The organism is Promicromonospora alba, assembly GCF_042654905.1.
In the GTDB taxonomy this organism is placed as follows: domain Bacteria; phylum Actinomycetota; class Actinomycetes; order Actinomycetales; family Cellulomonadaceae; genus Promicromonospora; species Promicromonospora alba.
Window position 1 is genome coordinate 427513 of record NZ_JBHSFI010000003.1, and the last position, 14766, is coordinate 442278.

Here is a 14766-nt window from a genome sequence, read left to right on the forward strand (position 1 = left end):
CCGGAATCGGAGCCCCTACGACACAGAGGCCACCGCGGTCCATATTCTCGAACCAGACCAAGTCCGTCCCCATCGCGGTCAGAGTGGAGTCGACGTCTCTCTTTCTCGCCCACGGGTCACGCCTGCGAAGCCGCTTCATCGCTCCTCTTCGCTCCACCTGAGCACCCAGCAGCCCTGCACTGCCATGGCAATCGCGGCAGATCGAACGACACAACGACCACCGTCGAGCGGATGGTCCGCCTACTTGGTGGAGTAGTGGCGGCACGGTCTCCGGATGCCGTTTCGGTACAGGGGCTACGACGTCGACGTCGTTGGTGCGGGCCCGTCGAACAGCACTCGCTCGATTTCGTCGGCCGCCACGGGGACTCCGATCTGCTCGGACGCGGCCAAGGCCCAACGGTCCAGGAGTTCGCAGTAGCCAACGTATGTGTCGGTGTACCAGTTGAAGCTAAAGTTCCAGCCCTGGCCGCGCCGCGCCGGTGTTCGGGAGATATCTGACCAGCCACGCCCACGGTCGTACAGGGACTCAGCAACTCGCGCGTCAAGGATGTAGCACGGGTTGGTACTTACCTCGGCGCTGACGAAGTACAGGTACTTGGTGTAGAAAGCGGGGCCGAGGTACGGGATCGCAGCGCGCCCTGGGCGAATAAGCATCGAGTAGGCCTCTCGCCTCTCGCCCTCCCTTGCGGCCAGCGCCGCCTCCCGCAGCAGCCCGATGCGCCCGGTCACGTCGCTGCCGGTGAAGGATCGAAGTCGACTCCGGTTGTTCCGTGGACGCATTCCGCTACCCCAGAGGAAAACGTGGCAGAGGAAGAAGAGGACGGAGGCGTCATTTGCGTCGGAGTCGAGCGTCTTGGCGAGCGTGAAGAGCTCGCCACGCGTCAGTTTGGCCGAGCCGTTCTCGTTCGGGTCGACGCCGACACGGACGTCGGGCAACCCGTCCTTGACCAGGTCCGCCAGCTCGTCGTTCCACCAGCCAAGGCTCAACTGGCCCTCGCCGAATCCGTGGTCTACGACGTTTCCGACCCGGTCGCCCAGCCGAGGCACGACGTACTCAGGCAGCTTGAGCCCGGGCGGTGGGGTCGGCCTCATCGTCGCCAGCGATAGTTGATCGGCGTGAGCTCCTCCAGGACAGGCAGCCAAGGGTCGTGGACGGTGAGCACGCCACCCTTGGCCTTGATCGTGCCATCTGACGCGTCGATGCGGAGCGAGATCCCGTGGACGATCGCCATCAGGTGATTCATGTCGCCGGTCGCAGCCTCGACCTCACGGCGCGTGACGGTCACCGCGCCAGCACCCCCGGTCGTTCCCTTGACCTCGACACGACGCAGGGTGCCACCGACAGTTCCCTCGATGTCGAACGGGTTGTCCTCGTCGCCAACGTGGCGGACCTCGTGCCACCCGTTCTCGCCGCACCACGCGATGACGACGTCTACGGCTCGCAACTCGATCGCGCGCTTAGCTTCCGCGTCGAGGATGAAGCCCGCGCTACTACCCGACGGACGCTGCGGCAGCTCGCCTTCATCGAGTGCCCAACCGACAAGGACGGCATCATCGATCACCGCCCAGCCATTACGCCCGAGCGACACTCCGTCCGGCAGGTCGAGGTGCAGCGGGCGCAGGATCTCCGCCTGCCAGGCCAGCACCTGCCCGCCGTCGCCGTCCTGCTTGCTCGCCAGGTACGCCTCCGAACGGACTTCGCCCAGAGGTAGACGGGTGTGGTCTGCGATCGCCTTCGTCGCTGCACGCCAGCCACTGAACCCCTCCACCAGGACGCGGCGTGCCTTGGCGAGGAACGCCACACTGCGATGCCCCGGCCACGAAACCACCAGGCCCACCAGAGCCCCGTCGTAGAACGTGGTGTGCGGCTGTTGCTTGGTCTTCCAGAGGTTCCAATACCACTCACCGACTGGCAGCTCTGAGAGCCGGCGGACGTACTCGCGCGCGTCTTCCGCTCGTGAGAACGCGACATTGTGCAGAAACACCTCGGCCACGTCGCGATCGTCGCACGAAGCAGCACCAACCAGTCCTGATCAGACAGCAGTTCACCCTCTCCCGCACCGCGCTGCCGACCGGTGCCCCTTCGCCGATGTCGTCCTCGGCGTCCGCCCGGGCATCCCACCGCGCGCCGTCATCCCGCGCCTGGGTCAGCTCGTCAATGGCGTCCTTGATCGCGATGCCCTTGCGGTACGCGAAACTCCAGGGCAACAAGGTCGAGTCGATGAAGTCGTCGACCACCTCCATCACAGCCCGCTCGACGACTCGATCCTCGACCGTCGGCACCGCGAGAAGTCGCTTGCCACCCGAGGGTTTCATGATCTCCATCGCGTAGACAGGATGCGGTTCCCACGTGTCGGTTCCGCGTACGCGCCCTTCGAGCATCAGCTCCGTCGGAACTGTGGTCGACGAGAAAGTAACGAACGAGGACGACGGGCTTCTATGCCCTTCGGGCCTTAGTTCCCACGGAATAGGTCAGCCGAGTCTGCACAAATGAAAAGCGCGACCGTTTCTATGCCCTTCGGGCTCTAGTTTCGACGGATTTTTGGGGATGCTGGAAGGCAAGCATTATCTGCGACGAGTTTCTATGCCCTTCGGGCTCTAGTTCCGACGAACTCGTACGAGATCGTCCCGATCGAGACCTACTAGTTTCTATGCCCTTCGGGCTTCAGTCCGGACGGAACTGGGGTACCCAGGAGGGTGCTCCCGGAGCTCCACTCTCAGGTTTCTATGTCCTTCGGGCTTTAGATCCGACGGAACGCCGACTCGATACCGGGGAGAGCAACTGCGGATAACTGTTTCCATGCCCCTCGGGCCTTAGTTCCGACGGAACCGGCTTTCGGCACGTTCTACTCCGCGGCCAACGTGTTTCTTTGCCGTTCGGGCTTTAGTTCCGACGAAACGCGCGCTGTTCGACGAGCTGGGTGGCATCCACCTGTTTCTATGCCCTTTCGGGCTTTAGTTCCGACGGAACCCTTCGCCTCGTAAGGCCGGCGTGACCTGCGTTGATATGGTCGGCTGCGCGGAGTAGTTCCAAGAGAGGCTAGCACGGGTGTGAGCCACACCACAGGAGCGGTCCTCATGTGGGCTGACCTGCGGTGATGTTCCGCGCGCGTTCAGGCGCACTGGTTGTATTCGGGGAAGGCTCGGTTACGGATCTAGACGGCGGGTGTTCATCATGGTGCTCGGCGTCGGTGGCCACGCAGCCAAGTCCTCGGGTGGTCTGTGCGCCGGCGCCAGCAGTCTCCGCGAAGCGTGACAGCGCGGACACGAGGCCACTCCCCCGCCACGCACCGCCGAACCCACGGACCAGGACATCGACGCGCGTACCACCCAACGGGCGCCGTCGTCGCGGGCCCGTGCCAGGTCGTGAAGGGCATCCTCGACCGAGAGCCCGCGGCGATAGGCGTACGACCAAGGAAGCAGGACAGCATCGATGTGCTCGTCGATGACCTCCATGAGCGCACGCTCCACGATCCGGTCAGCAACCGCGGGTACGGCAATGAGGCGCTTGCCGCCGGACTGCTTGGGGATCTCCATCGCATACACCGGGTTCGGGCGATAAGTCCCGCCCTGGAGCGACGCGCGAAGCGAAGCAAGGTTCGCGAACAGGTCACGGCTGTACGCCACAACCTGCTCGTTCACCCTCCCGTCCTCCAGATCATTCACCTGAACCTCGCGCCAAGCAGCGAGCAGGGTGGCCTCCGCAATGACTTGCTCAAACAGGTCAGGCACTCGGCCCCCTCATGAGAGAGCAGCGAATCAGAAGAACACATTCGGGCTTCAATTCCGACAGAACAGCGCGAGCTCTCCAACCTCAACCCGGGGCCTCACCCCGTTTCCATGCCCTCCGGGCTTCAATCCCGACGGAACGCGCCGCAACCGGGAATTGCACGCTCCAGGCCCGCCCGGTTTCTATGCCCTTTCGGGCTTCAATTCCGACGGAACGAACCCTGCATTCGTACGCAAGTTCTTCCGCGTGCTGGTTTCCATGCCCTTCGGGCTTCAATTCCGACGGAACACGCTCGGCTTCATAGCCGTGCTCGTCTTCGCCCCGGCACTCGTTTCTATGCCCTTCGGGCTTCAATTCCGACGGAACAGGAGGGCTACCAAGTCCGTCTGGACAGCGGCGACCTGTTTCTATGCCCTTCGGGCTTCAATTCCGACGGAACTCTTTGCTTTGGAAGGCCGTCGTGACCTGCGACGCTGCGGCCCGTTGCGCGCCGCGTCGCCCGATGAGGCTATCAGAGCTGTGACGCCCGTCACCTTTCACCTCGATGTCCGTCTGGCCTGGGCAGATGCGTTGCGCGCTGACCGCCGCCGGTGACACGCGGGCGATGCACCCTGTTTCGCCGGACCGCTGCCCCCAACGCCGTAACTCGCGCGGTGTCTCGGTGCCGTTCGGGCTCAGTGTCCAGGTCTGCGCCGACACCCAGGGCCTGAACGATTGACCCCACGATGCCTACCTAGGCCGATCCCGACCTTGGCACGCCGAGGTGCTCCCGGTGGCGTCAGCCACCCGCTCGTCGGAGGACGACGAGTACCATGCCGGACGGCGCAGTGCTGCTGCTCCCGGCTACGAGCTCAAGGACGCCGACGGATGCCCAGCTCCTGCCTGTGCAGACGGCGCACGTGTCGCGGGTCGATGCCGGCCAGCTCCGCCACGGATGCGACGGTCGCGCCGTCTCGTGCAAGCAGACGTCGCAGCCGCTCGGCCCGGACCGCGGCGACGTACCGGTGCGGCGTTACGCCCACCGCTCGTGTGAAGGCGCGCAGGAAGTGGTAGGGGCTGAGATGGACCGCCGCTGCCAGATCACCCAGCGAGTGCTGGTCGAACGGCGCGCCGTGCACCCGGTCCGTGACCATCCGCGCGCGAGTTTGCTCCAGGGCGCCAGGTGGTTCGCGCCGTGCTCCGTCGCGGCCAGCTGTCGCGAGGTGCGCAAGCATGATGCTGACCAGTTCCTCCGCCGCCTCGGCGGTGACGCCGTCGGCCAGCAGCGACCGCCGGACCCGTGCGGACACGGCCCAGACGACCGGGTCGTGCCCCGCGGTGCGATAGGACTCGTGCAGTTCCCAGGAGATCCCGTGCTCCGTCGCCGCGGCGTCGAGCGCGGCGGCGGACGGGATGATCTCGACGCTCTCGCTCGGTTCCCCGGTGCGCAGCCAGGCCAGGGGCCGCGCGCCGTTGACCCCTCAGCCAACGAGCAGGATCAGCCTGTCAGGACTCGCGCGCTACCCGAGCCGGCAGTTGCCAACCACCACCTCCTGGCCCGCCGCGCGCACCCGGATCGCGTTCTGGACCAGGCGCCCTTCGGTGTCGGTGGTGCTCTCGTTGTAGGCGACCTCGGCCAGCCCCAGCACCGACAGCGAGCCGGATCCGGCGCCGATGGGGATGCCGTTGATCGTGCCGACCAGGGAGCTGCGCTCGATCCCCTCGGCGTCGGCGGTGCAGGTGCTCTGGATGTCGGTGATCCGCACGAGTCCGTTCAGGAGCGTCACGTCGGCGACGCTGGTCTCGACCTCGGTGCGGCCGGTGGTCGTGCTGACGGTGCAGCTCACGTTCAGCGCGCCGACCCGGCCCACCAGAGTGTTCAGCGTCGCCGTGGACTGCGCGTCGTCCGGCGGGCAGCGGACGTCGGGGGTGCGGTCCACCTCCAGCAGGCCGGTCGCCTCGATCGCGAAGCCGGCGCCTGGCACGTAGACCACGACGTCGACGGACTTGCTGTCGGCTCCGCCGTCGTCGTCGGTGATCGTTGCCGTGATGGTGCGCGGTCCGAGCCCGTCGAAGCCGTAGACGTGCTCGGCCGTACAGGTCCCGCTGCCGGCCTGCTGCGTGACCGTCCCTTCGACCGGACCGTCGTCGTCGCCGTAGTCGACCCGGCAGGTGTGCGTGTCGTTGGTGCCCGGGTCGGTGAAGGTCACGTTCACCGGAGCGGGTTTGCGTGCGTTGATCATCTCGCCCGACGCCGGAGCGGTGATCTGCGCGGTCGGCGCCACGTTGGTCACGGTCACCGTGGCGGTGTCGCTCACGGGCGACGGTTCGCCGTGGCCGTCGTCGGCCGTCAGGGTGACGGTGAAGGGCCCGTCGTCGGTGCAGGTGATCGTGGTGCTCGGCGCGGCAGCGTTGGCGAAGGAGCAGGTCGCTCCAGGATCGACGCCGGGTCCGGGTGTGACCGACCATGCGATGGTCGGGGTGTCGTCCGGATCGGTGACGGTGCCCGCGAGCGTGATGGCCGAGCCCTCGACGCCGGAGACGTCGGGACCGGCGTCGACGGTGGGTGGGACGTTGTCCCCTGGGAGGCCGGGCGGCTCGGAACCGCCGCACCCTTCGGCGAACGGGCCGCAACCGACCTGCACCCAGAACCGGTCACGGTGCAGGATGCGGTCAGCGAGGTACCACGCGCCGAGGAGCCGGCCTGCCTTTTCGTTGTGGTCGGCGTTGATGGCGGACGCCGAGTACGAGTAGGGATCGTCCGGATGGTCGACTCCCCAGTACGCGCCCTCGTAGGTGCTCCGGTATGGGAACTCGTCGCAGTCGCGACCGTCGCCGGGGTAGCCGCGGTATTCCTCGGTGCAGGTCCGGCGCGCTGTTTGGTTGTTCAGCCGGTATCTGGTCGGGTCGTACCCCCAGTACATGCGTGAGAGCCGCTTCGCCGGGTCTACGGACTGATCCCCGGGGATGCGCTTGTTCGGGATCTGGGGGTAGGTGCTGTCGGGGTTGTTGTAGGCGGCGTAGACGTGCAGCGCCTCCTCCAGGATCGAGTTGTCCAGCAGGTCGATGTAGTGCACCGACTGGACGTCGTCGAAGATGCAGGCACCCCGCGGCGTGAGGTACCTGGCGTTGTCACACCGGAAGGTCGTCTCACTCTCGAAGGCGCCCCACTGCGGTTCCCCCTCCAGGATCGTGCGCGCCGAATGCAGGCTGACATGGTCCTCGGGCCGGTACGACGAATCGCCGCTGGGCGGCGAGTCATCGAGCTCGAAGCCGACGTTGGTGAACCCCGTTTCCGCGTCCCACTCAGCAAGCGATCGCGTGTAAGGCCCGGCACCCGGAGGACAGGTGGCCTGGCCCTGGGCATCGCATACGATGTCGATCGACAGCTCATTCGACTGTGGCGCGTCCAACTGCGGGTCGAAGTCGGTCAGCTGGTACCAGAAGTTGATCCAGGTCCCGTCACGGTGCCCGAAACCGATCTGCGTGTAGGTGAACCACGTGGTACCCGAGTGCCAGCAGCCAAGACTGGCGCATCTGTAGTGCTTGTACGGAACCCGTGCTTCGAGGCAGGACGCGTACCGGTTCTTGTACATCGGTCGCTCCCGGTCGTTTGGGAAGTCCGCACGGCAGGACTCGAACGTGTACATGCCGGGCGAGGGCAGCGGCATCTCCGGGTCGACCAGATCCTCGTCGTCGTACGGGAAGTCGTCGAGCGTTCCCACGTCGTCGCGTAGCGGAACGTCGAGATCTGCCGGCAGCACCGTCGGCTCCGCGACGTTTGTGGAGTTCTGCTGCACCGCTGCCGCCTCCTCGAGGGTGCGGCTCGGCCCGGCGTCGACCGCCTCCTCGTACGAGCCGAACGCCCGCCAGCCAGGAGGTGCGTCACCGGCGCTCGACGACGGCGCGGGTGGCGCCGCGTTGTCCTCCGTGTCGGCCCCGCTCGTGGTCGCCGTCGACAGCGTCAGACCTGCGACCGCGGTGAACGCTATGAGGTGTCGGACGAGCCGTGCGGTCCTCGCTGCTGCCGTTGCCATGGCGCTCCTCCGCGGACGCGTGAAGGGACGCGCCGTCGCGTCCCCATGGATCGGACCTGACCAGTACCCATGATCGGTGTCCGCCGGACGACACACCAGGCCTTTCGGGCGCAACCGAACAACCTACGTTTCGCTATCCGAATCGACAGGTCGACGCGAACGACGTGCCCGGGGGTCGTGGTCGATGCGGACGACCAAGCCATGGGAGTCCCCCTGACAAGCTTTCGAGGAACTCGGTGGCGAAGGCGTCGCCTCAGGATGGCCGAAGCCTCCTGCTCCATGCGCAGCAGGACGACGGCAGCTGGAAGCCCAACTTCCCGATGTGGACCCCGCTCGTCGCCCACGAGTGGGGCGGCTATCTCACCATGGCGCGGCTGAAGACCCTCCGGTCCTACGGCCGTATCGCGTAGTGCTACAAGATGGCCCGGGCGGGCGGCCCCTGACGTAGGCACCTGACCAGACGGCACTGTCGTTGAAGCCACCGCACCGAAAACCGCGTGAGCATGGGTGCCCGCTCCGAACGCCCGGCCCCAGGTAGCAGAGTCCTCATGCCCGCCCTGTGGGCATGATGCGGCACAGTGCTTCCAGAGCTCGTGGCCAGGCACTGTCCGAGACCGCTGAGTAGTTGATGACGAGCGCCGCCCGGTCCGCCTCTGGCGAGCTGCCGGCGAGACCCTCGTGTCGGAACTCGGAAAGTCCGCTGACCAGCAGGCCGTGGCGGGTGGCCGACCGCAGCGCCGCCTTCTCCGTACCTGGAGGCAGTTCCACCACCGCCTGCAGGCCTGCTGCCATTCCCGTCACGCGCACGCCTGGCGCGTGCTCCGCCAATGCCGTGATCAGCTGGTCGCGGCGACGTCGGTACCGTTGCCGCATCGCGCGCACGTGCCGGTCAAAACCGCCAGAGGTGATGAACTCGGCGAAGGTGAGCTGGTCGAGGGTACTCGTCGTGTCGACCGGGCCCTTGACGACGGCGACCTTCGGCACCCAGTCCTTGGGCAGCACCATCCAGGCCAGGCGGAGGGCCGGGGCCAGGGACTTGCTCGCCGTGCCGAAGTAAGCGACGCGGTCGGGGTCCAGCCCTTGGAGTACCCCGATGGGCTGCCGGTCGTACCGGAACTCACCGTCGTAGTGGGAATCTGCGTTTCCTGACATGCCGCCGGTCACCGACCGCACCGAGCACTACGAAGCGCTCGAGGGTTCCTCGATCGATGCTCTAGAAGCCACCAGCCGGCGCGCCCTGGCGCACGAGGACCGCATAGTCGGTGACATCTCCTGCACCGGCATGCACCACGGCACAGCTGTCCCCTGCACCTACGCCGATGCCGTTGGGCCGACAAGTCCCACACACCGGCCCCTACCAGCAAGTCAGCCCACGGCTGCCCCGGTGTCGAACGCTGTGCCCGCGTTCATCGAGCGTCCCGAGGCTCCTAGCGCGGAAGGCCCGAACCTGTGAACTGGTTCGCCCGGAGACCCGTCACCCGGGTGGGGCGGGTCCTGATCCACCCACGTCAAGCAACCTGTCGTCGATCACGGCCCAAAGTGCTTCGCTAGCTCTCGAGGGCAGGAAGGGATTTCCAGCCGTCACGGAGGGCAGCCAGCGACCTGCGTACCCCGAGGACGACGACAGTAATCGTGAAGAGGTACAGAGGGATCCATCCCCAACCGACCAGCCAGAACGGCACTCCCGCCAGAAAAGCGCCCAGGATCGCGATGGGGAAGCCTCGGGCGTTGAGGTGCTCGGCATCGCGTGCCTGCTGGTCGATGTGCTGCGTCAAAGCAGCGTGGCCTTCTTCAATCTGCGCAATCTGCTGATTGATCTCAGAGTTGCGCCCCGCTGCCTCGGAACGGACCTTCGCGATCTCATCGTGGATGCCGTCCACGGCGTGTAGGAGGTAGCGGATCTTCTCCTCAGTGCTGGCGTCATCTCGAACGCCAACTCGACCATATACGGACGCGGTCAGATTTCCCGTGGCCGCACCGAATGCACCACGAACGACCACCTGCGGTCGGCCGTGTCGCAACCGTTTCCAGAGACGCGCGATGGCACGACCCAGGTCGCGTGGGCTGCGTCCAGCCTGGTAGGGCGCGATGACCAGAAGGCCCGCCATCGTCGTGATGGTGCCGAGCGCCTGGACACACTCCTCCCACAGCCCCAGCTGTTCGGGTGTCATCTGACGAACGTAGAACCCACGCCACCCCTGCGCATCCGCCAACGCTCATGCTCCACCCATTGAGCGCCCCGTCCGGCCGGTGTCAACGCGACACCTCTAGGTGCTGGACTCTGCAAGTGACGCGCTCGTCGATCCGCTACTGGACGTTGCCTCACGAGGGCGGCAACAGACCAGTAGCCGATCACGGCGCGAAGGGCGTGCGTCGCCTCGGGTATCGAAGTTCTGCCATTGGCAACGTGCCCTCGGTCAGCGCAGCCTCCAGCCGATCAAGATCAGGGGGTTGCAGCACCCCGGAAACTTCGAGTTGCGCGGTGAACCCGATCTCCGCTCCCGCCCGATCTACCGTCTCCTGCAGCGCCGACAGTGCGATGTTGCGCAGTTCGACGACGAACCTGGCGAACTGGATCGCGCGCCATGCTCTCTCAGGGTCGAGGAGGTCGTCGGTGAGCACCCCTCGGCCTGTCCATCCGATGCGGCGTGTGCCTTTGAGGACGATGTCCTGCGTCCCGCGTTGATGTTCGGCGAAGTCGAACCCCGTATCTAGGCCGTGTCGTCCCATCGTGAAGTCGGACATGACATCGAGATCGTTGTCGGCCATGCGTAGTAGTTCAAGCATGCGCTTGAGGTCACGTCGCAATGCCCGCGGGAGCCTCGCTACGACCAGATTCTCTGCTTTGATCGGCACGGCCGACCGATGCGGTTCCTCTGTGCTGGTAGACCGCTCGGGTACCAGAAGCGCGTATCGACCGAACCGATGTCGGATAAGCTCCGGCTGCAAGATCTCGATCCGAAACGCAACCGGCTTGGCCTCTGGTGTGTCGCTTGGCCGGAAGTACTCGATCTCGAGGAAGAGGTGCCCCTGCAGGAGGCGATGGACTGCTGACTGTACGTAGTCCCGCAGGCCATCCCACCCATGCCCGGAGTGGTACACGTGTGCGGGGATCGCGTTTCGAATGAGCACGGCAACTGCCTCTTCGTCCTCACCGATGCTTACGCTGAACCCGCGGCTCGCGCCCGGGCCGTAGGGCAATGCCTGCATCCCGATGTCGTCCATGAGCATGCGCACGTTCATCCCAGGGTCACTCTTCCGGAGCACCCTGGTGTCCTCCCAGGCAGAGAATGTGTTCATGGTAGGGCGGTCCGCGTACTCGCCGATCAAACCGTCGAACGGATCCTCACTCAATGTGATCACCGCCGTCCACATTTTCGGACTCGGAGCTCTGCGTCCGGTACCGCGCGATCTGATCTGCGACCATTTCCACCCTGTGCCCAAGTGAAGCGCCGGGAGGCAGATGGTCCTTGAGGTACTCCGCAATGAACAGCATGTATAGGTCGTTGGTGATCCCGAATCCGTTCGGCGCGAACGCTGACACGATCGGGCTGGGATGCGGGCGCCGGCGCTCGTCCTCGACGTTCCAGTAGTGCTGCTCGTCCCTCGTGATGCCTCGCTCTTCGAACAGTCGGTTCAGCTCCATCAACCTGCGGATGCGCTCGATTTCGACCGAGCTACTTGCGTAGGTCGCTGCGATGAGGAGGAACTCCGCCAGCTTCGGGTTGGCAGTGAGCAATTCGTCCCACAGGCGCTTCACGGGCGCCCAGATCCCAGCTCCGTCAAATTCATGCATCAGTAGCGCGTAGCCGCTCAGATCCATCGCCGTGATGAAGGGCTCGATGGCGCGGAGATCGCGGGCCGCGGCGTCAAGCCGGTCGAGATCAGAGACGATCCGCACTCGAGCCTGGTCCATCTCGTCGAGCACCGCCTTGTACATCGCAAGCCCCCGAACTTGGTGGCCGCCAAGAATCGCCCGGAACGCTCCGTCCACCACGAACTGGTAGAGCTGGCCGTAGAGATCCGGCTCGCGTGGATTGAACCGCTGCGAACGCAGTTCCGGCAGCAGCTCCGACAGCGTCCGCAGCATCGCCATGTGCTCGTCGGTAGGGTCCAGAGGCGACTCCGACCGCTGTGGCCAGTGGTCGATACCGATGTTTACGTTGCGGTAGGTCGCGAGCTTCGCCTCCGCCTTGCGGATCACCGGCTCATGAAACTCGATTTTGTGCAGTAGCTCGAGAGCGGCCATCCCCGTGACTGCGGCGAGGTCCGAACGACCTTCGCGCTGGAATCGTGCGACCCGTTCGGTGGTGCGGCGCCGCACCTCCCGCAAGATCCCAGACTCGGTGGCCAGCAACGCCTCGACCATGCTGCGTGCGCCGAGATGGTTGATCCACCAAGACGGTGTGACCCGCCGACCCTCGATCTGTATTTCCCGTCGAATTGCCGCCGAGAAGCGCTCGAGCATCGTTCGTGTCGGTGTCGGCAGGTCGCCCAGATATAAGGCATCAGGATTGCCGACGGCCGCGTCGAACTCCGCACTCAGGTCACGCTCGAGGATGGCGCGTGCCGCATATGCGATCCCCAACAACATCTGCGTCAGAGGCGTCACGAGGCTTTCGGCAGCCGCCATCTGGTTCAGCCTTAATTCATATTCGTCAGCCTGTGGGGCCGCCACGCTCGGAGTGGTCGTGACGCGGTCGATCACTTGGTCCCAGCTGGCTTCGATCGCGAGGGCCTCATCGATCTGTAGCCGAGCAGCGAGGGCTCCGGCCAGGTTCGCCACGGATTCGGAGATGGCGAGCGCGTTCGCTCCGGCCTGCGACTGAAAGGCGACGGCCAGACTTTGACGAAGCAGGCGAGCGACCGTGTTCTCCAGCCACAGATAGTCGGGTTGCAGCTCAGGCGCGACGCCCGTCGAGGTTCGGAGCGCTGTCTGGAGGCGATTGTGGTCGATGGTGAGCCAGTTCTGATGGGTCGGCACCCGATCCCACCAATTGCTGTCGGTGGGGATCATGTACTTCCGAGCCGAGTAGTAGCGCACGACCTCCAGTAGCTGCCGTGACAGCGACACCGGTGCGTTTGCACTGCGCAGTTCGGCGGACTCGAGCGTCTCTACAAGGTGCCGGAACGAGGCAAGTGCCCGGTAGGTCTCGTAGTGGGCCTGGGAACTGCGGTGAGCGTCCGCCCGCGTCTTGCGGTGAGTGGCCACACGGATGCCTTCTGCGATCTGGGCCAGCAGCGGGCCTGACAACTTCGACGGATCGAAGTAGTCGAACAGGCGCTTTGTGATCACCACCAGTCCGATGCACGCCATCGCGACAAAGAGTCCCAACACGAGGAGGCTCAGGCCCACTACGGCATGGTCGAAGGTTCCCGAGACCAGGATGACAATGCCGCCAGCGATCGTGAGGACCACGACCCTCAGATAGGCCTCGCTGCTTCGTTCCGCGATGAAGAGGTCTCGGACGTCGCCCGGCACCGCTCGGTAGATCGTTGAGGCGATCACGCCCACCGTCGTGTAATAGAGGCCGAGCAGCGTGGCTGCGATCGCGACCGCAGCGCCCACGAGGGCGGACACCGACTCCTGAAGGTCAGAGTCGGGCGCCACGCACAGCGGGTTGGTCGCTCCCCAGGGCGTCAGCCCGCAGGCCGCCCCGACGATTTCCAGTGCTGCGACGCCCACCATGGCCGTGACAGCCGACCCGAGACAGCCGACGAGTAGGTGCCACCACGCACCCAGTCCATCCCGTTTGCGTTGCGCCAAGCGACGACCGCGCGAGAGCCATCGTGCGAATCGCATCCTGCGTCGGCGATAGACCTGACGACGTCGCCAGTAGCGCGGAGTTCCAAGCTTGCCTAGGCGCCTGATCTCGAACCAGCTCATCCTCGCACCGTCCATGGCACCAAGGCCAAGCCCACCCGGCCAGCGTCGGCGATTCCGAATGGGCTGTTGTGCCAGCGTGACAAGGTCACCGGCGGCCTGCCGAACTTCGTTGCGTCGATGGTCAACAGCGGTCCCTGCTCTGAGGATGATGCATGAGCCGAATCTATCCACGACCGCGAAGCCAGCCGTTGCGAGCGAGGGGTGATCTCACAGGTAGATGGCTGCGCCTTCAGCACCCCGCACTGCTGCGTCGCCGCCTGCCCCGACCCCTCGCTCCTCCACCGGTCTGGTCTCTGGTCACCAGGATCGGCACAAGGATCGTTGGGATGGTTGTCCTCCTTACGCCGCGCACCGCTCGTTCACATCAGTTCAAGGAGCGTGGGCCCGGGAGCGTGTGGCAAACGCAGGTGGCGATAGGTTGCCTTCATGTCGGAGGATCGCGCAGAGGATCAGGATCGGACCTCGATCTTCGAGGTCTTCCCAGCGGAGACGCAGAGCACCCTGATCATGAAATGGCCCGACCACCAGCGAAACATTGGGTACGAGTTCGCCAGGGCCGCCGAGCGACTCGCCTCGACATTCCAGGGGCAACCGGCAGATGACTTGCTGTTGCATCCATTTCTGTACCTGTACCGCCACGCGATCGAGACTGCGATCAAGGACCTGATCCACGACGTCGCTGCCTTCAGGAGACTCAAGGGAGAGCACGGAAAGGACGTGGACCGCGCCAAGATCGAACTACGCCATCGCAGGGAGGTCCGCCACGACCTGGCCGCCCTGCTGATTGATCTGGACGCGCAGATGTCGGCTGCAGCGTTTCCAGGGCTGCCTGATGACGTGCGCGACGCTCTGGCTCTCCTGATCGACGCTGACCCCAAGGGAAACAGCTTCCGATTCCCCACCGAGTACATGGACACCAACCGCATCGACTTTCCCAAGTTGGCAGCAATGCTCGACGACGTCTACTCGCTGATCACTGCTGGAGGAGACATGGTCGACGCGGCCAGCCAGGCGCAGTCCGACTACATGGCGGACATGGCTGCCGAAGCACCCGACCCGTCCGACTACTACTAAGCGCAACGCGCACCACCCGTACATCGCCTCGTTAACGCGAGACACCGCGGACGCGGACA

Annotated in this window: 12 protein-coding genes; 2 read left to right on the forward strand and 10 right to left on the reverse strand. The window is 65.2% G+C overall.

The window, feature by feature from the left end; all coding sequences use genetic code 11:
• Positions 1-294 precede the first annotated feature (294 nt).
• From ACFO6V_RS07155 to ACFO6V_RS07180, 6 genes are all read right to left on the reverse strand, one after another.
• A complete protein-coding gene (locus ACFO6V_RS07155) occupies positions 295-1092 on the reverse strand; it encodes an 8-oxoguanine DNA glycosylase OGG fold protein (protein WP_377133669.1) in 798 nt (265 codons plus the stop codon).
• Positions 1089-1994: a protein NO VEIN domain-containing protein gene (locus ACFO6V_RS07160; RefSeq protein ID WP_377133671.1), complete on the reverse strand. Its 906-nt coding sequence runs from the start codon at positions 1992-1994 to the stop codon at positions 1089-1091. Before ACFO6V_RS07160 ends, ACFO6V_RS07155 begins: the two co-directional genes overlap by 4 nt.
• Positions 1903-2325 carry a hypothetical protein gene (locus ACFO6V_RS07165; RefSeq protein WP_377133673.1) on the reverse strand — a complete coding sequence of 141 codons (423 nt, stop codon included), beginning with the start codon at positions 2323-2325 and terminating at the stop codon, positions 1903-1905. Before ACFO6V_RS07165 ends, ACFO6V_RS07160 begins: the two co-directional genes overlap by 92 nt.
• A gap of 822 nt (positions 2326-3147) precedes the next feature.
• A complete protein-coding gene (locus tag ACFO6V_RS07170; RefSeq protein ID WP_377133675.1) occupies positions 3148-3732 on the reverse strand; it encodes a hypothetical protein in 585 nt (194 codons plus the stop codon).
• Between the two features lie 849 nt (positions 3733-4581).
• Positions 4582-5019 carry a helix-turn-helix domain-containing protein gene (locus ACFO6V_RS07175; RefSeq protein WP_377133676.1) on the reverse strand — a complete coding sequence of 146 codons (438 nt, stop codon included), beginning with the start codon at positions 5017-5019 and terminating at the stop codon, positions 4582-4584.
• Between the two features lie 210 nt (positions 5020-5229).
• Entirely contained in the window at positions 5230-7746 is a 2517-nt protein-coding gene (locus tag ACFO6V_RS07180; RefSeq protein ID WP_377133678.1) for a choice-of-anchor P family protein, read from the reverse strand.
• A gap of 236 nt (positions 7747-7982) precedes the next feature.
• Between ACFO6V_RS07180 and ACFO6V_RS07185 the strand changes: the two genes are divergently transcribed.
• A complete protein-coding gene (locus tag ACFO6V_RS07185; protein ID WP_377133680.1) occupies positions 7983-8156 on the forward strand; it encodes a hypothetical protein in 174 nt (57 codons plus the stop codon).
• Positions 8157-8292: 136 nt separating this feature from the next.
• Here ACFO6V_RS07185 and ACFO6V_RS07190 read toward each other — a convergent pair whose 3' ends face one another.
• The 4 genes from ACFO6V_RS07190 to ACFO6V_RS07205 all read right to left on the reverse strand — a co-directional run bounded on the left by ACFO6V_RS07190 (position 8293) and on the right by ACFO6V_RS07205 (position 13435).
• Positions 8293-8898 carry an aminotransferase class I/II-fold pyridoxal phosphate-dependent enzyme gene (locus tag ACFO6V_RS07190; protein WP_377133682.1) on the reverse strand — a complete coding sequence of 202 codons (606 nt, stop codon included), beginning with the start codon at positions 8896-8898 and terminating at the stop codon, positions 8293-8295.
• A gap of 395 nt (positions 8899-9293) precedes the next feature.
• Positions 9294-9917: a hypothetical protein gene (locus ACFO6V_RS07195; RefSeq protein WP_377133684.1), complete on the reverse strand. Its 624-nt coding sequence runs from the start codon at positions 9915-9917 to the stop codon at positions 9294-9296.
• 181 nt (positions 9918-10098) lie between these two features.
• Positions 10099-11109 carry a hypothetical protein gene (locus tag ACFO6V_RS07200; RefSeq protein ID WP_377133686.1) on the reverse strand — a complete coding sequence of 337 codons (1011 nt, stop codon included), beginning with the start codon at positions 11107-11109 and terminating at the stop codon, positions 10099-10101.
• Entirely contained in the window at positions 11093-13435 is a 2343-nt protein-coding gene (locus tag ACFO6V_RS07205) for a hypothetical protein (RefSeq protein WP_377133688.1), read from the reverse strand. The genes ACFO6V_RS07200 and ACFO6V_RS07205 overlap by 17 nt, the downstream gene beginning before the upstream one ends.
• 624 nt (positions 13436-14059) lie before the next feature.
• Here ACFO6V_RS07205 and ACFO6V_RS07210 point away from each other — a divergent pair.
• On the forward strand, positions 14060-14707 hold the full coding sequence (locus ACFO6V_RS07210) for a hypothetical protein (protein WP_377133690.1): 648 nt from the start codon (positions 14060-14062) through the stop codon (positions 14705-14707).
• Positions 14708-14766 lie beyond the last annotated feature (59 nt).